Source organism: Micromonospora sp. WMMC415, from assembly GCF_009707425.1.
GTDB lineage: Bacteria > Actinomycetota > Actinomycetes > Mycobacteriales > Micromonosporaceae > Micromonospora.
The window spans coordinates 5,484,161-5,505,181 of sequence record NZ_CP046104.1 but is presented as its reverse complement, the minus strand read 5'-3'; the positions used below and the strand labels follow the sequence as shown (position 1 = coordinate 5,505,181).

General features: G+C 72.6%; 19 protein-coding genes. 10 read left to right on the top strand and 9 right to left on the bottom strand.

The features are described from left to right. The first annotated feature begins 7 nt into the window (after positions 1–7). Positions 8–592: a hypothetical protein gene (locus tag GKC29_RS25725; RefSeq protein WP_155333270.1), complete on the top strand. Its 585-nt coding sequence runs from the start codon at positions 8–10 to the stop codon at positions 590–592. 99 nt (positions 593–691) lie between these two features. Here GKC29_RS25725 and GKC29_RS25720 read toward each other — a convergent pair whose 3' ends face one another. After that, positions 692–1,468 carry a PP2C family serine/threonine-protein phosphatase gene (locus tag GKC29_RS25720; protein ID WP_155333269.1) on the bottom strand — a complete coding sequence of 259 codons (777 nt, stop codon included), beginning with the start codon at positions 1,466–1,468 and terminating at the stop codon, positions 692–694. A 65-nt stretch (positions 1,469–1,533) separates the two neighbouring features. Between GKC29_RS25720 and GKC29_RS25715 the strand changes: the two genes are divergently transcribed. The 6 genes from GKC29_RS25715 (at position 1,534) to GKC29_RS25690 (ending at position 6,821) form a co-directional block, all read left to right on the top strand. Then, entirely contained in the window at positions 1,534–1,770 is a 237-nt protein-coding gene (locus GKC29_RS25715) for an HTH domain-containing protein (protein ID WP_155333268.1), read from the top strand. Beyond that, positions 1,770–2,348: a Clp protease N-terminal domain-containing protein gene (locus GKC29_RS25710; RefSeq protein ID WP_155333267.1), complete on the top strand. Its 579-nt coding sequence runs from the start codon at positions 1,770–1,772 to the stop codon at positions 2,346–2,348. The genes GKC29_RS25715 and GKC29_RS25710 overlap by 1 nt, the downstream gene beginning before the upstream one ends. A 126-nt stretch (positions 2,349–2,474) precedes the next feature. Beyond that, positions 2,475–3,461, top strand: coding sequence for a diacylglycerol kinase family protein (locus GKC29_RS25705; RefSeq protein WP_230688816.1), 987 nt, complete (start codon positions 2,475–2,477; stop codon positions 3,459–3,461). Further along, positions 3,454–4,455: a YihY/virulence factor BrkB family protein gene (locus GKC29_RS25700; protein ID WP_155333265.1), complete on the top strand. Its 1,002-nt coding sequence runs from the start codon at positions 3,454–3,456 to the stop codon at positions 4,453–4,455. The genes GKC29_RS25705 and GKC29_RS25700 overlap by 8 nt, the downstream gene beginning before the upstream one ends. A gap of 69 nt (positions 4,456–4,524) precedes the next feature. Next, positions 4,525–6,015: a phosphatase PAP2 family protein gene (locus GKC29_RS25695; protein ID WP_155333264.1), complete on the top strand. Its 1,491-nt coding sequence runs from the start codon at positions 4,525–4,527 to the stop codon at positions 6,013–6,015. Between the two features lie 8 nt (positions 6,016–6,023). Further along, positions 6,024–6,821, top strand: coding sequence for an endonuclease/exonuclease/phosphatase family protein (locus GKC29_RS25690; protein ID WP_155333263.1), 798 nt, complete (start codon positions 6,024–6,026; stop codon positions 6,819–6,821). A 151-nt stretch (positions 6,822–6,972) separates the two neighbouring features. On the opposite strand, the gene GKC29_RS25685 is transcribed toward GKC29_RS25690, so the two are convergent. Next, a complete protein-coding gene (locus tag GKC29_RS25685) occupies positions 6,973–7,830 on the bottom strand; it encodes an alpha/beta fold hydrolase (RefSeq protein ID WP_230688815.1) in 858 nt (285 codons plus the stop codon). After that, on the bottom strand, positions 7,827–8,789 hold the full coding sequence (locus GKC29_RS25680; protein WP_155333262.1) for a TIGR03557 family F420-dependent LLM class oxidoreductase: 963 nt from the start codon (positions 8,787–8,789) through the stop codon (positions 7,827–7,829). Before GKC29_RS25680 ends, GKC29_RS25685 begins: the two co-directional genes overlap by 4 nt. Positions 8,790–9,014: 225 nt before the next feature. On the opposite strand from GKC29_RS25680, the gene GKC29_RS25675 reads away from it, so the two are divergent. Continuing rightward, a complete protein-coding gene (locus tag GKC29_RS25675; RefSeq protein WP_155333261.1) occupies positions 9,015–10,367 on the top strand; it encodes a cellulase family glycosylhydrolase in 1,353 nt (450 codons plus the stop codon). 294 nt (positions 10,368–10,661) lie between these two features. Here GKC29_RS25675 and GKC29_RS25670 read toward each other — a convergent pair whose 3' ends face one another. From GKC29_RS25670 to GKC29_RS25645, 6 genes are all read right to left on the bottom strand, one after another. Next, positions 10,662–11,924: an RNA polymerase sigma factor gene (locus tag GKC29_RS25670; protein ID WP_155333260.1), complete on the bottom strand. Its 1,263-nt coding sequence runs from the start codon at positions 11,922–11,924 to the stop codon at positions 10,662–10,664. A 3-nt stretch (positions 11,925–11,927) separates the two neighbouring features. Next, positions 11,928–12,320 carry a YciI family protein gene (locus GKC29_RS25665; RefSeq protein WP_230689114.1) on the bottom strand — a complete coding sequence of 131 codons (393 nt, stop codon included), beginning with the start codon at positions 12,318–12,320 and terminating at the stop codon, positions 11,928–11,930. Between the two features lie 113 nt (positions 12,321–12,433). Continuing rightward, entirely contained in the window at positions 12,434–14,641 is a 2,208-nt protein-coding gene (locus GKC29_RS25660; protein WP_155333258.1) for an alpha-galactosidase, read from the bottom strand. Beyond that, a complete protein-coding gene (locus tag GKC29_RS25655; protein WP_155333257.1) occupies positions 14,638–15,525 on the bottom strand; it encodes a carbohydrate ABC transporter permease in 888 nt (295 codons plus the stop codon). Before GKC29_RS25655 ends, GKC29_RS25660 begins: the two co-directional genes overlap by 4 nt. Then, positions 15,522–16,478: a carbohydrate ABC transporter permease gene (locus GKC29_RS25650; protein ID WP_155333256.1), complete on the bottom strand. Its 957-nt coding sequence runs from the start codon at positions 16,476–16,478 to the stop codon at positions 15,522–15,524. Before GKC29_RS25650 ends, GKC29_RS25655 begins: the two co-directional genes overlap by 4 nt. Positions 16,479–16,499: 21 nt before the next feature. Next, entirely contained in the window at positions 16,500–17,828 is a 1,329-nt protein-coding gene (locus GKC29_RS25645) for an ABC transporter substrate-binding protein (protein WP_155333255.1), read from the bottom strand. Between the two features lie 275 nt (positions 17,829–18,103). Here GKC29_RS25645 and GKC29_RS25640 point away from each other — a divergent pair, with 275 nt between their 5' ends. Beyond that, on the top strand, positions 18,104–20,152 hold the full coding sequence (locus tag GKC29_RS25640; RefSeq protein WP_155333254.1) for a beta-galactosidase: 2,049 nt from the start codon (positions 18,104–18,106) through the stop codon (positions 20,150–20,152). Between the two features lie 38 nt (positions 20,153–20,190). Further along, a complete protein-coding gene (locus GKC29_RS25635) occupies positions 20,191–20,973 on the top strand; it encodes a DeoR/GlpR family DNA-binding transcription regulator (protein WP_155333253.1) in 783 nt (260 codons plus the stop codon). The last annotated feature ends 48 nt before the right edge of the window (positions 20,974–21,021 follow it).

Below are 21,021 nucleotides of genomic sequence, written 5' to 3'. Positions count from 1 at the left end.
GCTTGTCATGAACTCGAAGCTGCTGCGTAAGAGCGTTCTGGGTGTTGCTGGTCTGGCCTTCGCCGGTGGCATGGTCGCCGGCCCCGCCACCGCCGCCCCGTCGGCGGAGTCCAAGCCGGTCGCCGCCACGGTGCTGGCCGACAAGCCCGACACCGGCAAGCTGATTCCGCACGGTGTGCAGGGCAAGCAGTCCCGCATCGACCTGGACGACGAGCAGGTCGCGAATGTGAAGGCGATCATCGCGGCGACGAAGAAGGCCGACATGGACGAGCGGGCCGCCGTGGTCGCCATCGCCACCGCGTTGCAGGAGTCGAAGCTGGTCAACCTGGGTCACCTGGGTGAGCGCAACGACCACGACTCGCAGGGCCTGTTCCAGCAGCGCCCGTCCAGCGGGTGGGGCACGGTCGAGCAGATCACCGACCCCGAATACTCCACGCTGGCGTTCCTCAAGGGTCTCAAGCAGGTCGACGGCTGGCAGGACATGCCGCTGACCAAGGCCGCCCAGACCGTGCAGGTGTCGGCCTACCCGTTCCACTACGCCCAGTGGGAGACCCAGGCCGCCGACCTCGTCGCCAAGTACTGGAACAGCTGACAACCGAAGTCTTTCCTCGACAGGGGGAACCAAGCCGCTGGCCGGCACCCGAACCCGGGTGCCGGCCAGCGGCGTTTCGCACGCCTGGCCGACCGATTCTCAGCGCACGTGGACGATGATGGCTGTGGCGTTGTCGGCGCCGCCGGCGGTGAGAGTGGCGTCGAGGAGGGCGCTGACGGCCTGATCCGGATCGGGGTCGGCCAGAAGTTCCCGCAGGCGGTGGTAGTCGACCTGGTCGCTCACCCCGTCGGTGCAGAGCAGCCAGGTGTCACCGGGTCGCAGCGTCACCGCGTGCAGGTCCGCCTCCGGTTCGCCGGGGTGCCCGGCGTACCGGGTGAGCTGGTAGCGGGCCCGGGCGGCGGCGGGGGAGTCGGCCGCGTACCAGCCGTGGACGACGCCCAGCCAGGCCGCGGTGTGGTCGACGGTCAGCAGTTCCAGGAGGCCGTCGCGCAGCCGGTACGCCCGGGAGTCACCGAGCTGCACCAGCCAGCCCTGTCCGCCGTCCGGTTCGACGAGCAGGGCGGTGAGGGTGCACCCGGTCAGGTCGGCGAGGTCGGCGCCGGCGGCGCGTACCGCCGACTGGACCTCGTTCACGGCGGTGCGCAACCGCCGGGCGTCGATGTGGGGCCAGGCGGCTCGGAGCTGCGTGACGAGCGTCCGCACGGCGGTGCTGCCGGCCCGCCGGCTTCCCTCGCCGGCTCCCATCCCGTCGGCGACCACGGCGAGGGGACGGTCGGGGTCGACGTGGAGGACGTCGAAGTTGGCCGGGTACCGGTGGCCGACGACGGTGTCGCCCGCCAGGTTCAGGTCCAGGTCGCCGGCGCGCAGGCGGACGGACGCTGGGTCGGGCCGGGGCGATCGGGCGGGAGCGGGCACGGCCGGACCCTAGCAGGACGTCAACCGGGGTTGACGTTTCCGCGTCGTCAACGTAAGTTGACGCCATGAGTCAGGCGACGGAACTCGCGGCGGCCGCCAGCAGCACCGACCCCCGGGTCGGGCTGCGCGCCGTCCGCGCGCTGCGCCGGCTTCTCGAGCGGCTCGAGGTGGTCCAGGTCGACAACGCCCGGCGGCAGGGCTGGTCCTGGCAGGAGATCGCCGACGCGCTCGAGGTCAGCCGGCAGGCGGTCCACAAGAAGCACGCCGGGCGGCCGGCGGTCGATCGATCCTGGGAGGCGTGATGTTCGAGCGGTTCACCGACCGGGCGCGCAGCGTGGTCAAGGGGGCGCGCGCCGAGGCCCGCGCCGAGGGGCAACGCCCGGTCGGCACCGAGCACCTGCTGCTCGCGATGCTCGACGACGGCGACAGCCTCGCGGTGCGGGTGCTGCGCGAGGCGGGCGTCAGCGCCGACGACCTGCGGGCTCGGATCCGGCGGCACACCGCGTACACCAGCACCGGGCTCGCCGACGCCGACGCCGCCGCGCTGCGCGAGATCGGCATCGACCTGGCGGCCATCGTCGCGCGCATCGAGAAGACGTTCGGCCCGGACGCGCTCCGCGAGGCGGAGCCGGCGCCGCGCCGCCGCTGGGGCCGGCGACGGTACGCGGGCGGCCCGTTCTCGACGCGGGCGAAGAAGGCGCTGGAACTGTCGCTGCGGGAGGCGCTGCGGCTGCGCCACTCACACATCGGCACCGAGCACATCCTGCTCGGCCTGCTCCGCGAGGGCGACGGCCTCGCCGCGCTGGTGCTCACCGAGGCGGGCGTGAACCTGGACGACCTCCGCCGCCGCGTCGAGGCCGCCCTCCGCACGGCCGCCTGACCCGGGCGCGTGGCGTGGGGCGGCGGGCTGCACCGGTGGCGGCGGCGCCGAAACCTCCTTGTGGCGCTGCCGACCCCGCTCGCGCCGCAACTCGCTGAACCCGCGGCTGTGCTGCACACTGACGCCGTGGATGCTGGAGAGGACAAGGGCGGGCTGCGGTCGGCCGTGGTGGTGAACCCGGTCAAGGTGGCCGATCCGGACGAGTTGCGCCGTACCGTCGACGACGTCCTCGCCGCCGCCGGCTGGCCCGAACCGCTCTGGTACGAGACCACCGTCGACGACCCGGGGCGGGGCCAGGCCGCAGAGGCCGTACGGGCCGGCGTGGACGTGGTCTTCGTCTGCGGCGGCGACGGCACCGTCATGTCCTGCGTCAGCGCCCTCGTCGGCACCGAGGTGGCGCTGGCCGTCCTGCCGCAGGGCACCGGCAACCTGCTCGCGGCCAACCTGGGCCTCTCCAACGACCTCGTCGCCGGCCTCGAGGTGGCCCTCGAGCGCGGCCGGCGCCTGCTCGACGTCGGGCAGGTCGAGGAGCACTACTTCACCGTGATGGCCGGCATGGGCTTCGACGCCCAGATGCTGGCCGCCACCTCGGAGACCACCAAGAAGCGGATCGGCTGGCCGGCGTACGTGGTGGGGGCCGCGCGGCACCTGCGGGACCGGCCGATGCGGGTCTCCATCCGCATCGACGACCAGCAGCCGTTCCGGCGCCGGGCCCGGTCCGTCCTGGTCGCCAACGTCGGCCGGCTCCAGGGCGGCCTGCGCCTGCTCACCGGCGCCGAGCCGGACGACGGCTACCTCGACGTCGCGGTGCTCACCCCGCGCACGTTGCGGCACTGGGTGGCGCTCGGCTGGGCGGTCGTCCGCCGGCAGGAACGGGTGCCCCGGATGGAGGTGTTCCGCGGGCGCCGGGTGGAGATCACCAGCAACCGCCCGCAGCCGCGGGAGCTCGACGGTGACCTGATCGAGCCGGGCCGGACGCTGCGGGCGGAGATCCGGCGGCGGGCGCTGTGGCTGTGCGTACCGCAGCCGGAGGAGGCGCCGGACCTGGCGGTGGACGTCGACGCGGCCGCGGAGCGGGGCGAGCAGCGGGTCGAGGAGGCGCGCCGTGAGTAGCACCCGCATCGTGCCGGAGACCCGGCTGATGGCCGACGAGGAGCTGTCCGCCGACGACGCCTGGCACACCCTGCGCCGCGAGGGCGGCTGGCACCTGCTGCGGGACGCGTTCATCCGGTTCCGCTACGGCGACGGGTTCAGTCACTCCCGGGCGTTCGCGTTGCAGCTCTGCCTGGCCGTGGTGCCGTTCCTGATCGCGCTGACCGGTCTGATCTCCGAGCTGGGCGTCGAGGAGGGCGGTGAGGTCGTCGCCGACACCGTGCTGGCGCTCTCTCCGGGCGCCAGCGACGAGGTGGTGGGTGAGCTGCTCGGCGAGGGCGAGCGCACCGAGGAGGTGGGCGAGCTGGCCCTGACCCTCGGTCTGCTCACCGGCCTCGTCGCGCTGACCATGACGATGGCGCAGATCGAGCGGGGCGCCAACCGGATCTACGGCGTCGAGCGGGACCGCCCGGCGCTGTGGAAGTACGTACGCGCCGCCGTCCTGGCACTCACCGCCGGCCTGCCCGCGCTGACCGGGTTCCTCATCCTGGTCGCCGGCGGTGCGATCGGCGACTCGGTGCAGCGGCACTACGCGTGGGGGGAGGGCGCCCACGCCGTGTGGGACGTGGCGCGGTGGCCGCTCAGCCTGGGGCTGACCGTGCTGGCCGTCGCGGTGCTCTTCCGGCACGCGCCCCGGCGCAACCAGCCCAGCCTCTCCTGGCTCTACTTCGGGGCGGGGCTCGCCACCGCGCTGTGGTGGCTGACCAGTCTCCTGCTGGCGGGGTACGTCGCCTGGAGCGACGGCTTCAACCAGACCTACGGTGCGCTGACCGGCATGATGGCGCTGCTGCTGTGGGCGAACTTCACCGGCATGGCGCTCTTCGGCGGGCTGGCCTTCGCCGCGCAGTTGGAGGCGGTGCGGATCGGCGCCCACGAGCCGGCCCAGCCGGACCTGTGGGAGCCTGAGGCCGACCGGATGGAGCCGCACGACACCGGTGAGATGACCTCGCTGTAGGTCCGGCCCGGTGTACGCGAAGCACCGATCGGGTAAAGCGCCACGCCAGGAGCTGAGAGGGAGGCTGCCGTGGGCGTGGTCACCGACGTGTTGCGTCGACCACTGGGTCACTTCACCGAGCGGACGCTCGCCGGGCTGGCGCTCGTGCTCGGCACCGGGGTCGGCTTCGGCCTGCTGCTGGTCCTGGTCCGGGTGAAGTGGACCCCGCTGTACGACGTCGACCACGGTGTCGCCGCCTGGCTCAACGACCTCGTGTCGCCGTACGGGCCGCTGGTCACCGTGCTCAACGCGCTCACGGACCTGGGCGGCCGGGCGGTGCTCATCTGGCTGATCTCGGTCGCCGTGGTCGGTCTGCTGATCCGCCGGCAGGGGCGGCTGGCGGTGTTCCTCATCGTCACCGGCGTCGGCGCGTTGATCCTGGACCCGGCGCTCAAGACGCTCGTCGACCGGCTGCGCCCCGAGGTGGAGGTGCCGATCGGGACGTACGCGGGGCAGAGCTTCCCCTCCGGCCACGCGCTCGGGTCGTTCGTCGCGTACGGTGCGCTGCTGCTGGTCTTCCTCCCGGCCATGTCGCCCCGCTGGCGGAAGCCGGCGATCGGCCTGGTCGCCACGCTCGTGGTGCTCATCGGGCTGACCCGGATCGCGCTGGGCGTGCACTTCGTCTCCGACGTGCTGGGCGCCTGGCTGCTGGGCGCGGCGTGGCTGGGCATCGCCGCGTACGCCTTCCGCCTGTGGCGGCTGGAGCGCGGCCGGCCGGTGCCGGCGCTGACCGAGGGGTTGGAGCCGGAGGCCGCGCACGACGTGGCGCCCGCCCCCGACGAGGCGCACCTGCTGCCGCACCCGCGGGCAGCCGTCTTCGAGCTGATCGTCGGCTGGGTGCTGGTGCTCGGCGCCCTCTACGGCTTCGGGATGTTCGTCAGCTACCACGCCGGTGGGACGTTCCTCGCCACCCTCGACACCGACGTGCCGCGCTGGTTCGCCGAACACCGGACCCCGGCCCGCGACGAGCTCTCCTGGTGGTGGAGCAAGTTCGGCGACACCCACGCGATCCTGCTGATCTCGCTGGTCTTCTGCCCGCTGGTGCTGGCGGTCTGGCGGCGCTGGCGCCCGGTGCTGTTCGTCGCGCTGACCATGTTCGGCGAACTGACCCTCTTCCTCGCCTCCGCCGCCGCGGTGGACCGGCCCCGCCCGCCGGTCGGGAACCTGGACGGGCCGATGCCGACGTCGTCCTTCCCGTCCGGCCACATCGCGGCCACCCTGTGCGTCTGGGTCGCCATCGCGATCATCGCCTTCCCGCGCACCGACCGCTGGTGGCGCTGGGTGTTCGTGGCGCTGGCGGTGATCATGCCGGTCGGCGTGGCGGTGTCGCGGATGTACCGGGGGATGCACCACCCGACCGACTTCATGGGCGCGATCATCCTGTGCACCCTCTGGGTGGGGCTGCTCTACTGGGTGGTCCGGCCGAACGAGGACCTGCGTGAGGGCAACCGGCCGGCCATCGAGTCGGAGGACGTGCACACCCTCGACGACGAGCTGGCCCGGGCCGGCCGGGTGGACTGACCGGCCGCATGCTGCGCGTGGCGACGTGGAACATCCGTACCGGCGGTCGGGACGCCGGCGGCGGGGACCGGCGGGATCTGATCGTCCGGGTCGTCACCGACCTGCGGCCGGACATCCTGGCGCTGCAGGAGCTGCGCGGCTTCGACGACGGCACCCTGGCGGCCTTCGCCGGGCGGATGGGGATGGTGGCACGCCTGGCCCGGTCGTGGTTCGCCCAGCCGGTGGCGGTGCTGGTCCGCCCGCCGCTGCGGATCCTCACCGCCGGCCGGGTACGCCGGCCGTTCCACCACGCCGCCGAGCGGGTCACGGTGGCCACCGACGCGGGGCCGCTGACCGTGTTCGGTACGCATCTCAACCCGTACTCCGGCGGGCGGCGACGGATGGAGGCCGACTGGCTGGCGGCGGCCGTGCGCCGGACCGGCGGGCCGGCCCTGGTCGCCGGTGACCTGAACACCCTCGATCCGGCCGTCGACCACACCGCGCGCCTGGCCGGGCTGCCGGAGCTGTACCGGCGCCGGCACCTGCGCCGGGACGGCCGGACCGTGGACACCCGCGCGGTCGCCCGGCTGCTGGACGCCGGCCTGGTCGACCTCTGGGCACGCGACGGTTCACCGGAACCGGACGGGTGGACCGTGCCGACGCGGCACGGCGGGGCGGAGTTCGCGCCGATGCGCCTGGACTACCTTCTGGCCACGCCCGCAGTCGCCGAGCTGACCCGGCAGGTGCGGGTGGTCCGGGGCGGCGACGCCGACCGCGCCTCCGACCACTACCCGCTGATCGCCGACCTCGACGTCGCGCCGGCGTAGCTGGCACCGCTGCTCAACCTGGTGCTACAGCACCAGGTTGAGCAGCACGGTCAGGACGATCGACGCGACGACCGAGAAGAGGATCATCAGCAGGCAGCCGAGGCCGCCGCCGGCCGGGCGGATCTCCGTGTTTCCGATGCGCATCAGCGAATCACCTGTTCGTCAGGGTCGGAGCCAGCAGCAGCCGGACCGCGTCGGCGACCTGGGCGGGGGCGGTGGTGGCGACGTTGTGCGCGGCGCCGGGCACCACGACGTCCCGGGCGTGGGGTACCAGCCGCGCCGCCTGTGACCGCCACCCGCCGGGGACCACCGGGTCGCGGGAGCCGGTCACCACCACGGTCGGCGCGGCGATCCGCACCAGGTCCGCCTCGATCGCGTTGCGCACCGAGTGGGTGAGGGTCGCGGACACCCGCCAGGGGCGGGCGTCCCACACGTCGCGGAGCAGGATGGGCGCCTGCAACGGCGCCTCGCGCAGCGTGTCGACCAGCCACCGTCCGACCTGGCCGCGCCGTGACCGCGCGGCCGGGTCGCTGGTGGGGCCGGCCAGCACCACCGCGCGGACCGCCTCGGGGTGCCGGGCGGCCAGGGCCGCGGCGACCTCCGCGCCGAACGAGTGGCCGAGCACGCAGACCGGCGGCATCCGGTACGCGGCCAGCCAGGCGGCGAGGTGGTCGGCGTGCCGGGGCACGTCGTACGCGGTGCCGGGGCGTTCGGTCAGGCCGAAGCCGGGCAGGTCCGGCACGTACACGGGGTGGGTGTCGGCGAGCGCCACGGCCAGGGGGGTGAGGTACCGGTGTGAGACGGCGAGGCCGTGCACGAGCACGACCGGCGGGGCGTCGGTGCCCGGGTCGGCGCCGCGGCGGGTGTGCGTCCGGAGGCCGTCGACCAGTCGCCACTCACTGGTGAGACCGGCGGTGGGCCGGGGCGCGGCGAGGGCGAGGCGCAGCTCGGCGGGGCCGAAGCGCCCGGCCGCGGTCAGCCGGGGCCGCCGCAGCGGCGAGACCCTCACAGCTCCCGCAGGCGCGGCAGCAACTGCTCCTGCGCCCACTCCAGGAACATCGGCTGGCTCTCCCCGCCGACCTGTACGAGCGCGACGTGGCTGAAGCCGGCGTCGACGAACTTCTTGAACGCCTCGACGTGCCGGTCGACGTCCGGGCCGCAGGGGACGCCCTCGGCGACGTCCTCCTCCCGCACGAACTGGGTGGCGGCGGCGAAGGCGTCCGGCCCGGGCAGGTCCGCGTTGACCTTCCAGCCCAACCCGAACCAGCGGAACTGGTCGTGCACGATCTTGCGGCACTCGGCTTCGTCCGGGCCGTAGCAGATGGCGACCTGCCCGAAGCGTGGCTTGCCGGCGCCGCCGGCGTCGTCGTACATCTCGACCAGCTCGGCGAGCGGGTCGGTGGCGATCATCCCGTCGGCGTACTCGGCGGCGAGGGTGGCCGACTGCCGGCCGGAGGCGGCGATCGCCATCGGCACCGGCTGCTCCGGCCGGTCCCAGACGTACGCGTCGGGCACGTCGTAGTGGTTGCCGGAGAAGGTGAGCGTCTCCCCGTTGAGCAGGGGCCGGATGATCTGGAGGGCCTCCTCGAACATCTCGTGCCGCTGCTGCACGTGCGGCCAGCCGCCCACGACGTGCTCGTTGAGGTTCTCGCCCGCGCCCAGGCCCAGGGTGAACCGCCCGTCCGACAGCACGCCGACGGTGCTCGCCTTCTGCGCCACGACGGCCGGGTGGTAGCGGGCGATCGGGCAGGTCACGAACGACATCAGCCGCGCCCGCGAGGTGGCGTGGGCGACCGCGCCGAGCACCGACCAGGCGTACGGGGCGTGGCCCTGCGAATCGAGCCAGGGGTAGTAGTGGTCGGACATGACGAGGTGGTCGAAGCCGGCCGCCTCGGCGCGTACGGCGTAGTCGACCAGTTCCTTCGGACCGGCCTGCTCGCACAGGAGGGTGTAGCCGACGTTGACCATGGTGCCTCCTCGTTCCGACCGGGCGGATCATCCCCGGATACCCCGGTCGGCGTCGGTCAACCCTGGCGGACCGCGTTCCTTAACCGGTTCATTGCGCTCCGGCAGCCATCGCTCTACGCTGATTCCTGCCGCCGGGAGCCAGGTGGCGGTTGTCGGGCTGCAACCGCCGTCCCCTGTGACGTCCCACCCCTGCGCGGGCAGCGGGGGCCCTCGGTGAGGAAGGCCATGACAAGACGACTCTCCGCCGCCGGTGCGGCGCTTCTCGCGCTGCTCGTCGCGGTCCTGATGATCGGGCAGCCGGCGCGGGCCGCGACCGGCTTCACGGTCGCGAACGGCAAGCTGTACGACGCGAACGGCAACGAGTTCATCATGCGTGGGGTCAACCACGCGCACACCTGGTACACGCACCAGACCCGTTCGTTCGCCGACATCAAGGCGCTCGGGGCGAACACCGTCCGCGTGGTGTTGTCGAGCGGCGACCGGTGGACCCGCAACAGCGCCACCGACGTCGCCAACGTCATCTCCCTGTGCCGGACCAACCGCCTCATCTGCGTCCTGGAGGTGCACGACACCACCGGGTACGGCGAGCAGAGCGGCGCGATCACGCTCGACCGGGCCGTGGACTACTGGCTGAGCATCGCCGATGTCCTGCGTGGGCAGGAGGCGTACGTGATCGTCAACATCGGCAACGAGCCGTACGGCAACCAGAACTACGGCACCTGGGCCGGCGACACATCCAACGCGATCACGCGGCTGCGCGCCGCCGACCTCGACCACACGATCATGGTGGACGCCCCCAACTGGGGGCAGGACTGGACGTTCACCATGCGCGATAACGCGTCGACGGTGTTCGCCGCCGACCCGGACCGCAACACCGTCTTCTCGATCCACATGTACGGCGTCTTCGACACCGCCGCCGAGATCAGCGACTACCTCGGCCGGTTCCGCGCCGCCCGGCTGCCGATCGTGGTGGGCGAGTTCGGCCACAACCACTCCGACGGGAACCCGGACGAGGACACCATCCTCAGCTACAGCCAGGCCAACGGCATCGGCTGGCTGGGCTGGTCGTGGAGCGGCAACGGCGGTGGCGTCGAGTACCTGGACCTGGCGGTCAACTTCGACCCGAACAACCTGAGCACGTGGGGCCAGCGGCTGTTCAACGGCGCCAACGGCATCAAGGCCACCGCGAAGGAGGCCACGGTGTTCGGCAACCCGCCGACCAGCCCGCCGCCGACCACGCCGCCGCCGACCACCCCGCCGCCCACGACGCCACCGCCGGGCGGCTGCACGGCCACGTACACGATCACCAACCAGTGGCCCGGCGGTTTCCAGGGTGACGTCCGGGTGACCGCCGGCGGGTCGGCGATCACGGGCTGGACGGTGCGCTGGACGTTCGCCAACGGCCAGACCGTCAACCAGTCCTGGAACGTGTCGCTGACCAGCAGCGGGTCGGCGGTCACCGCCCGCAACGTGGACTGGAACGGCCGGCTGGGCGTCGGCGCCAGCACCAGCTTCGGCTTCCTCGGCAGCTGGAACGGCACCAACGCCGCACCCGCGGTGACCTGCACCGCGAGCTGATCCGTCCACCGGTGGCCGGGCCCGGACCAGGACCCGGCCACCGCGCCGGCCGCGCCTGACGTCGGCCGCGCCTGACGTCGGCCGCGCCTGACGTCGGCTGCCCAGCTCGTCGCGCACCCTCGTCTCAAGCACCCGTCGCCGGGAGCGGCATACCTGCTCTGGTCCCTTTGCTCTGCTTCAACGGACGCACAGATTCTGACGGCAAACCCGTGCGCCGGTTGAAGCAGAGCAAAGGCCGCGAGGCGGGTGGTCGGTCCGGCCAAGGGGTGCGGCGGCGGTGCGGGCGCGGCGTGCTCAGCCCTGGTGCCGGGTCGCGGTGAGCCGGGCGGCGCGCATGCGCAGGTACCGCTGCTCCGGCAGGCTCGTCGTCAGGTCGGCCGCGGCGCCGTAGTCGGCAACCGCGCGCTTCCGGTCGCCGGCCATCTCGTACAGGTGGGCGCGGGCGGCGGGCAACCGGTGGTGTCCGGCGAGCCGGGGATCGGCGGCGAGGGCGTCGAGGGCGGCCAGCCCGGCGGCCGGACCGTGCACCATGGCGGTCGCGACCGCCCGGTTGAGCGACACCACCGGCCCGGGTGCCAGCCGCTCCAGCACCTCGTACAGCGCCAGGATCTGCGGCCAGTCGGTCTCCTCGGCGCTCGCCGCCTCGTCGTGCAGGGCGGCGATGGCCGCCTGCACCTGGTACGGGCCGACCGGCCCCCGGGGCAGCGCCCAGGTGACCAGCGCGACGCCCTCCGCGATGGCCACCGCGTCCCACCGCGAGCGGTCCTGGTCGGCCAGCGAGATCAGCTCCCCGCCGGGGCCGGTGCGCGCGGCGGCGCGCGCGTCGGTGAGCAGCATGAGCGCGAGCAGCCCGGCGACCTCGCTCTCGTCGGGCAGCGCCGCGTGCAGCGTCCGGGTCAGCCGGACCGCCTCCTCGGCCAGGTCGACCCGCCGCAGGTCCGGGCCGACGCTGGCGGTGTGTCCCTCCGTGAAGATCAGGTACAGCACGTGCAGCACCGCCGCCAGGCGGGCCGGACGCTCCTCGACGTCCGGCATCCGGAACGGCACCCCGGAGGCGCGGATTCGCTGCTTGGCGCGGCTGATCCGCTGCGCCATCGTGGCCTCGGGCACGAGGAACGCCCGGGCGATCTCCGCCGTGGTCAGGCCGCCGACCGCCCGCAGGGTGAGCGCGATCGCCGAGGCGGGGGAGAGCGCCGGGTGGGTGCAGAGGAGGAGCAGCACCAGGGTGTCGTCGCGGTCCGCGCCCAGTTCCTTGTCCGCCGCCGGAGCGGCCCGGCGGTCGTCCGGCTCGCGGGTGGCGGCCAGGTCCTCCCGACGCCGCCGGGCCGCCTCGGAGCGGACCAGCTCGACCATCCGGCGGTACGCGACCTGGACCAGCCAGCCCCGGGGGTTGTCCGGCAGTCCCTCGACCGGCCACTGGGTCACCGCCGCGAGCAGCGCCTCCTGGACCGCGTCCTCGGCGGTGGCGAAGTCACCGAAGCGGCGGGCGAGCACACCGAGGACCTGCGGCGCCAGGTCGCGCAGCAGGTCCTCGACGTCACGGTCGACCGTGTCCAGCTGTCACAGCTCCTCGGGCGGGGCCGACATGACCGGGTGCACCTCGATCGGCATGTTCAGCGGCCGGCCGCCGGGGCCCGGCGCGGTGGAGATGTGCGCGGCGATCGCGACCGCCCGCTCCGGGGCGTCGACGTCCACGATCCACCAGCCGGCGAGGAACTCCTTCGTCTCGGCGAACGGCCCCTCGGTGACGACGGGCTCGCCGCCGCTGCCGGCCCGGACGATCTTCGCCTGCGCCGGCCCGCCGAGGCCCTCACCCTGGACCCACTCGCCGTCGGCGACCAGCTTCGCGTTGACCTCTCCCATGAACCCGATGTGCGCCCGGATCTCCTCCGGCGTCCAGGTGTGGATCGGCGGGAAGTCGGTGCCGGCGGCGCTGAACTGCATGAGCAACATGTACTTCACGTCTGGCTCCTCAGGTCTCGGGCACCATCGTCGGTGCTCTCACCCGTAGGTAGAAGCAGGCGCACCGCCGCTCGACATCCGGCGCGGAAAAATCTCCGGGAATCTCAGTCGAGCACGGTGACCTCCAGCAGCAGGGCCTGCTCCGGGTGCAGCGCCGGCACCGGGAGCCCGACCGAGGCGAGGACGGCACCGGTCAGCGTGGCGCCACCGGCGGCCACCCAGCCGGGCTCGGTCATCTGGAGCGTCGCCGGTTCCGGCACGCCCGCCGCCGGTCGGACCGCGTACCGCCGGTGCCGGTCCAGGCCGGGGAGCCGGACCGGCCCGGGCACCTGGGCGACCGAGGTGGCCAGGCGCGCCACCGCGTACACCGCGCGGGAACCGTCGTGTGCGACCACGCCGTGCGCCCAGACGGCCGGGTCCGGGTGGTCGACCCGGACCACCCGCCCGGCGTGCAGCAGCGGGCGGAGCCGCTTGTGCAGGGCCACCCAGGCGGTCAGCTCCCGGCGTTCGTCGGCACTGATCGCGCCGATGTCCCACTCGATGCCGTGGTGGCCGAAGAGCGCGGCCGCCGCCCGGAAGCCCAGGTCGTGGACGCGGTGGGTGGTGTGCGACCGCTCCGGCCCGATGTGGGTGCCGACCAGTTCGGGCGGCAGCAGCAGCCCGGTCCAGCGCTGGATGGCCAGCCGTTCGAGGGCGTCGTTGCAGTCGCTGGCCCAGACCCGGTCGGTGCGCCGGAGGATCTCCAGGTCGACCCGGGCGCCGCCGGAGGCGCAGCTCTCGATCTCGACGTCCGGGTGCCGGGCACGCAGCTCGTCGAGGAGCCGGTAGACCGCGACGGTCTGCTCGTGTACGCCCGGCCGGCCGTGGTGGCCGGCCTCGGTGAGGTCCCGGTTGTGGTCCCACTTGAGGTAGCTGATGCCGGGGTGCTCGGTGAGCAGCGCGTCGAGCCGGCCGAGCAGGTACCCGTACGCCTCCGGGTGGGCGACGTCGAGCACCTGTTGGTGCCGCCACTCGGGCGGCAGCCGGCCGGGCACCGAGAGCACCCACTCGGGGTGGGTGCGGAACACGTCCGAGTCGGGGTTGACCATCTCCGGCTCGACCCACAGCCCGAACGCCATTCCGTGGCCGGTCACGTGGTCGACGAGCGGCGTCAGACCGTCCGGCCAGACCTTCTCGTCGACGTACCAGTCGCCGAGGCCGGCGCGGTCGTGCCGCCGGCCCCGGAACCAACCGTCGTCGAGGACGAACCGTTCCACGCCGACCTCGGCGGCCCGGTCGGCGAGGGCGCGCAACCGGTCCAGGTCGTGGTCGAAGTAGACCGCCTCCCAGACGTTGAGGGTGACCGGCCGGGGCGTCCGCGGGTGGGTCGGCCGGGCGCGCAGGTGCCGGTGCAGGGCGTCGCTGAGGCCGTCCAGCCCGGTGTCGGACCACACCGCGTACAGCAGCGGGGTGGCGTACTCGGCGCCCGGGGCGAGCAGCACCTCGCCGGGGGCCAGCAACTCGCCGCCGCCGAGGATCGAGTCGCCGGTGGGCCGGCGCTCCGCGAAGGTCACGTGGTCCCCGCTCCACGCGGTGTGCACCGCCCACACCTCGCCGTGCCCGAACCCGAACCCGGCCGTGCCGGCCACCAGCAGCAGCGTGGCGTCGTGGCCGGTGCGGCCGTGCCGGCCCTCCCGTACCCAGGTGCCCATCGACCACGGGTGCCGCTGCGGCGACCGTTCCCGGCACCACCGGCCGGTGAGGTCGAGCAGTTCGGTGGCGACCGCCGGCACCGGCAGCACCGGGGTCAGCTCCCGCAGTTCGTAACCGGTCGTGCCGTCGTTGCGCAGCCGGTGCCGCACGGTCAGCACACCGTGCGGGTCCAGCGTCAGCTCCACGGCGAGGGACAGGCCGGCGGCCGGGTCCGACGCCCGCACGGTCACCCGCGCCGTGCCGGCCCCGTCGTGGTCCCGCTCCCCGTCGGGTACGCGCACCGCCTCCCCGCCCGCGGCCACGCGGCTCGGTTCCGGCCCGTCGTCGACGTCGACGCCGGCCAGGCGGAACGCGGTGCACCAGGCCGCGCCGTCGCGGTGCCCGGCCAGTGCCGGCCGGCCGCTCCACCCGGCGCCGGGCTCGGGCAGCAGGGACAGCACGGTCGGCGCGTCGAAGCTGCTCGGAACCACCGGCGGGACGGTCGCGGCGACCAGGGTGGCCAGGTCCCCGTCGGTGAGCGGGCCCAGGTCGGCGCCCCAGTGGACGACGCGCGGCAGCCCGGGCCCGCGCGCGTCGAGCACCAGGCTGGTCCGGGCGCGGCGCAGGTGCAGGATCGTCATCCCTTGCTGGCTCCCAGGGTGAGGCCCCGGACGAACTGCTTCTGCAACAGGAAGAAGATCACCAGGGTGGGGATCGCGACCAGCACGGAGCCGGCCGACACGAGGTTGTTGTCGGTGAAGAACTCGCCGCGCAGGTTGTTGAGCGAACTGGTGACCGGGAACTTGTCGCCGGTCCGCATGAGCACGGTGGCCCAGAAGAACTCGTTGTAGATCCAGGTCACCTCCAGCGTCGCCAGGGCCGCCAGGGCGGGCCGGCACAGCGGCATGGTCACCTGCCAGTACTGCCGCCACACGCTCGCCCCGTCGACCATCGCCGCCTCGTACAGGTCGCGGGGGAGCGCCTTCATGTAGTTGCTCAGCACGAACACGCAGAAGCCGCACTGGAAGGCGACGTTGACCAGGATCAGCCCCCAGTAGCTGTCGTACAGCAGCTCCGAGTCGCTCATGAACTCCGGCAGCGGCACCTGGGTGAAGAGGCGGAACAGCGGGATCAGCAGAGCCTGCTGGGGCAGCAGGTTCGCCGCGGTGAACAGGCCGAGCAGGATCAGGTTGGTCCGCCAGCTGAACCGCGCGATGACGAACGCGACGCACGAGGCGAGGAAGAGGGTCAGCAGCACCGCCGGCACGGTGATGTACACGGAGTTGAGGAAGTGCTGCCCGAACTCGGCGGTCCGCCACGCGGTGACGTAGTTGTCGAAGGTCCAGCCGCCGAGCGAGACGTAGCCGTTGGCGGCGGTGTACTCGTACGACCGCAGCGAGGTGAGCACGGCCCACAGGATCGGGAACAGCCAGCTCACCGCCACGGCGGCGAGGAAGACGTGCAGCAGCACCCGGGCCGGGCGCAGCGGCCGGCGGGCCGGGGCCGGAGCGGTGGCCTCGCTCATCGCCGGTCCTCCCTCATGACGGTGGCCAGGTAGACGGTGATGAAGACCAGCGAGACGACCAGCATGATGGTCGCCAGCGCGGAGCCGAAGCCGATCCGGCTGGCCTCGCCGACGACGTTCGCGGTGACCAGCGCGGAGATCAGCTCCAGGCCGTTGCGACCCTTGTTGATCACCCAGACCAGGTCGAACGCGCGCAGCGACTCGATCACCGTCACGACCAGCACGATGATGTTGATCGGTCGCATGACCGGGAAGACCACCTTGAAGAAGGTGCTGGGTTCCGAGGCGCCGTCGACGGCGGCGGCCTCCCGCAGCGACGGGTCCACACCCTTCAGCCCGGCCAGGTACAGCAGCATGATGTAGCCGACGTGTCGCCACCCGGCCGCGACGAGCACCGCCCAGATGTTGACGTCCGGGTCGCCGTACCAGTCGACGTCGGTGCCGAAGACGCCGTTGAGCAGCCCCTGGTCGCGCGAGTAGATGAGCTGCCAGACGAAGCCGATCAGCGCGAGGGAGAGCACGACCGGCAGGTAGAGCGCGGTCTGGTAGAACCGGGTGCCGCGCAGTTCCTTGTCGAGCAGGACGGCCAGGAACATCCCGATCGGGGTGGCTACCACGAAGAGCGCGGCCAGCCAGAGCAGGTTGTTCTGCACGGCCGGGACGAACGGCGGGTAGATGTTCACCACGTCGGAGTAGTTGCGGGCACCGACGAACTCGATCTCGCTGACCGGGCCGATGCCGTCCCAGTCGGTGGTCGACAGCGCCACCGTGGCCAGCGCCGGCAGCCAGACGAGGGCGACGACGAGCAGCAGCGGTACGAGCACCATCAGCGCGATGACCACGCGGTCGGTGCGGGACAGGAGCCGTAGCCGGCGGCCGCGCCCACCGGTGGTGGTGGTCGCGGCCGGCGGCGGTACGGCGCGGTCCGCTTGGACCAGGGGCAGGTCGGACACGATGTCCTCCCCCTTCCGCCGTCAGTCGGTGAAGATCGACTTCTTCTGGTTCTCGATGCTGGTGGTGAGTCCGTCGATGTCGGCCGGGTCCTTGATGAACTGCTGGAGCGCCGGGATGATCACCGTCGACGCGAAGTCCGGGCGGGTGTCCCGGTCGAGGAACTGGGCGATCTCGGTGGCCGAGCCGACCAGTTCGGCGGCCTTCTTCTGCAGCGCGGTGTAGCCGCTGGTGTCCGCCTCGGTGTTGGCGACCAGGGTGCTCGGGTCGTTCTTCACGGTGATGTCCGCGGCGGCCTTGGAGCCGACGTACTCCAGCAGCTTCTTGGCGTTCTCCTCCTCCTTCGGCCGGCGGGCCATCATGTAGCCGTCGATCGGTGCGTCCAGGGCCTTCGCCCCGATCGCCGGGTCGATCTCGGGGAACGTGAAGAAGTCCAGGTCGTCCTGCTCGTCGTTGTTGAACTGCTGGGCGACGAAGAGACCGAGCAGGTACATGCCGCTCTTCTTCTGCTGGAGCGACTGGGCCGCCTCCTGCCAGGTGCGGCCGAGGCTGTCCGGCTGGTGCAGGGGCAGCAGGCCGCGCCAGGCGTCGAAGACCTTTTTCACCTTGTCGGAGGTCCACGACTCCTTGCCGGCCATCAGGTCGACGTGGAACTGGTAGCCGTTGATCCGCAGGTTGAGGATGTCGAAGGTGCCCATCGCCGGCCAGCCGTCCTTGTCGGCGAAGGCGATCGGGACCAGGCCGTCCTTCTTCATCTCGGCGGCGAGGGTGGTCAGCTCGTCGAGCGTCTTCGGCACCTGGTAGCCGTTCTGTTGCCACACCGACTTCCGGTAGAACATCGCCCACGGGTAGTACGACGAGGGGACGAAGTACTGCTTGCCGTCGTCGCCGGTGGACGCCTTCTTGAACGCGTCCGACATCCCGGAGAGCTTGCCCCAGATGTCGCTGAGGTCGCCGGCGAGGCCGCGCGCGGCGAAGAACCGCATCCGGTAGCCGGCGAACCACATGAAGACGTCGTCCGGCTTGCCCTGGAGGTAGTTGTTGATGTTCTCCTGGTAGGTGTTGTGGTCGACGGTGTTGATCGCGACCTGGAGGCCGGACGAGGTCTGGAAGCCGTCCACGACCTTCGCGATCACGTCCTTGGGCTTCGGGTCGGACTGGTTGGAGCCGAGCGACACCGTCTTGGAGCCCGAGCCGCCCGAGTCGTCGCCGCCGCAGCCGGCGAGCAGGCCGGTGCCGAGCAGCGCGCCGGTGCCGGCGGCGCCCGCGAGCAGCGAGCGGCGGCGGAGGCCGGCGACCGAGGGGGGTACGAGCCGGGCGAGGTACTCGGCTTGGGATCGGGGACGGGACATGGTGCCTCCTGCGGATGAGAAGGTGCTGCGCCCGAGGGCCGTCGGCTGGCAGTACCACCCGTCGTGATCCCACATGCCGATCCACCGAGAACCCACATTGGCGAACACGAACTGCCAGTGGCCGCTCAAGCTACTCGTTCGACCGCTTCTGTCAAGAGGGGTGTGCCGGGTGGATAACCCAGTCGTGACAAGCCTGTTACGAGGTAAACGTTGGAAAGAATGTCGATGTTGGAAAGTGTTGACTTGCGCCTCTCCCGGGGGCACCCTCTGCTGTCATGCGGCGGTGGCAGGGTGAGCGGATCTTCTTCGGCGGCGACTACAACCCGGAGCAGTGGCCCGAGGAGACCTGGGCCGAGGACGTCGCGCTGATGCGCCGGGCCGGCGTCAACCTGGTCTCCGTCGGCATCTTCTCCTGGGCTCTCCTCGAACCCGGGCCGGGCCGGTACGAATTCGGCTGGCTCGACCGGGTGCTGGACCTGCTGCACGACGGCGGCGTCGCGGTCGACCTGGCTACCGCCACCGCCAGCCCGCCACCGTGGCTGGCCCGCCGGCACCCGGAGACGCTGCCCCGCCGCGCCGACGGCGCGATCCTCTGGCCCGGCGGCCGGCAGGCGTACTGCCCCAGCTCGCCGGTGTTCCGGGAGCGCTCGCTCGCCCTGGTCGAGGCCGTCGCGAGCCGGTACGCCCACCACCCGGCCGTGGTCATGTGGCACGTCTCCAACGAGCTGGGCTGCCACAACGTGCACTGCTACTGCGACGTCAGCGCCGAGGCGTTCCGCGGCTGGCTGCGGGACCGCTACGGCACGCTGGACGCGCTCAACGACGCCTGGGGGACCGCGTTCTGGAGCCAGCGCTACGGCGACTGGGCGGAGGTCAACCCGCCCCGCCTCGCACCGACCTTCGCCAACCCCACCCAGCAGCTCGACTTCCTGCGGTTCTCCTCCGACGAGCAGCGCGCCCAGCTCCGGGCCGAGCGGGCGGTGCTGGCCCGCCTGGTGACCCGGCCGGTTACCACGAACTTCATGATCGGCACCGGCATCAAGTACCTGGACTACCACTCCTGGGCGTCCGACGTGGACGTCGTCGCCAACGACCACTACCTGACCGCGGCCGACCCGGAGTCACACGTCGGACTGGCCCTCGCCGCCGACCACACCCGCGGCGTGGCCGGCGGTGAGCCGTGGCTGCTGATGGAACACTCCACCAGTGCGGTCAACTGGCAGCCGCGCAACGTCGCCAAGACCCCCGGGCAGCTGCGGCGCAACAGTCTCGCGCACGTCGCGCGCGGCGCCGACGGCGTGCTGTTCTTCCAGTGGCGGGCCTCGCGGGCCGGCGCGGAGAAGTTCCACTCCGCGCTGGTGCCGCACGCCGGCCCGGACACCAAGGTGTTCCGCGAGGTGTGCCGGCTCGGCGCCGACCTCGCGGCGCTGTCGGAGGTGATCGGCAGCCGGGTGGACGCCGACGTGGCGATCCTGTTCGACTACGAGGCATGGTGGGGCGTCGAGTTGGATTCCCACCCCAGCGTCGACGTCACGTACGCCGACCGGCTCGAAGCGCTCTACGGGGCGCTGTGGCGGGCCGGCGTCACCGCGGACGTCGTGCACCCGTCCGCCGACCTGTCCGGCTACCGCCTGGTGCTGGTCCCCACCCTGTACCTGGTGCGGGACGCGCACGTCGCCGCGCTGCGCGCCTTCGTCGAGGCCGGTGGGACGGCCCTGGTCACCTACTTCAGCGGAATCGTCGACGAGCACGACCACATCCGGCTCGGCGGGTACCCGGGTGCGTTCCGGGACCTGCTCGGCGTCCGCGTGGAGGAGTTCTTCCCGCTGCGGGCGGGGGAGCGGGTCAACCTGGACGACGGGTCGGTAGCCGACGTGTGGACCGAGTGGCTGCACGTCGAGGGCGCCGAGGTGCTGTCCGCGTACGCCGACGGGCCGCTGCCGGGCGTACCGGCGGTGACCCGGCACCCGGTCGGCGCGGGCGCCGCCTGGTACGTCGGCACCCGCCTGGACGGCGCGGCGACGGACCGCCTCGTGGCCCGGCTGATCGCCGAGGCCGGGGTGCGGCCGCCGGCCGACGCGCCGCCCGGCGTCGAGGTGGTCCGGCGGCGGGACGGGGAGCGGAGCTGGTTGTTCGTCCTCAACCACACCGGCGAGGAGGTCCGGCTCGCCGCCAGCGGCACCGAACTGCTCGGCGGGGCGTCCTGCGCCGGCGAGCTGACCGTCCCGCCCGGCGAGGTGGCCGTCGTACGGGAGGACGTACCCGTGGCGTCGACGGCCGTGGCCGCCGCGGACCCGCTGGCCCCCGCCGCGGACGCCGCCTGAGCTGGTTGTCCTTGCCCACGACGCGCGAAGGAGGTTCGATGCTCGCCCAGCAGCGGCAGACCGCCATCCTCGACCTGATCCGGCAGCGGGGCGGCGTGCGCGTCAGTCACCTGGTGAGCCGGTTCGGCGTCTCCGACATGACCATCCGGCGGGACCTGGAGGTGCTGGCCGAGCGTGGGCTGGTCGACAAGGTGCACGGCGGCGCGACGCTGGCCGGCCCCGGGTCCGCCGAGGAGCCCGGCTTCGCCGCCAAGTCGGTGCGCCAGCAGGCCGAGAAGCGGGCCATCGCCGAACGGGCCGCGACGCTCGTCGAGCCCGGCATGGCGATCGCGCTCTCCGCCGGCACCACCACCGCCGCGCTGGCCGGCCTCCTCGCCGACGTCCGTGGGCTGACCGTGGTGACCAATTCGATCCCGGTCGCCGACGCCCTCTACCAGAACCCGCGCGCCGACCAGACGGTCGTGCTGACCGGTGGCATCCGCACGCCGTCGGACGCGCTGACCGGGCCGGTCGCCGAGGCCGCCATCGGATCGCTCAACGTGGACCTGCTCTTCCTCGGCGTACACGGGATGAGCCCGCGCACCGGCTTCACCACCCCGAACCTCCTGGAGGCGGGCGTGAACCGGGCCCTGATCGCCGCGTCCCGGCGGCTGGTCGTGCTCGCCGACCACACCAAGTGGGAGACGATCGGCATCGCCACCATCGCCCCGCTGGAGGACGCGGACGTGCTGGTCACCGACGCCGGCCTGCCGGCCGAGGCGCGCGGCCAGATCGGCGACCAGGTCGGTGAGCTGATGATCGTGGACCCCGTCCCGCTCTGACCTCACAGGGACGGTAGGTTCCACCGCTTCGGCTGAGTCACGACGTCC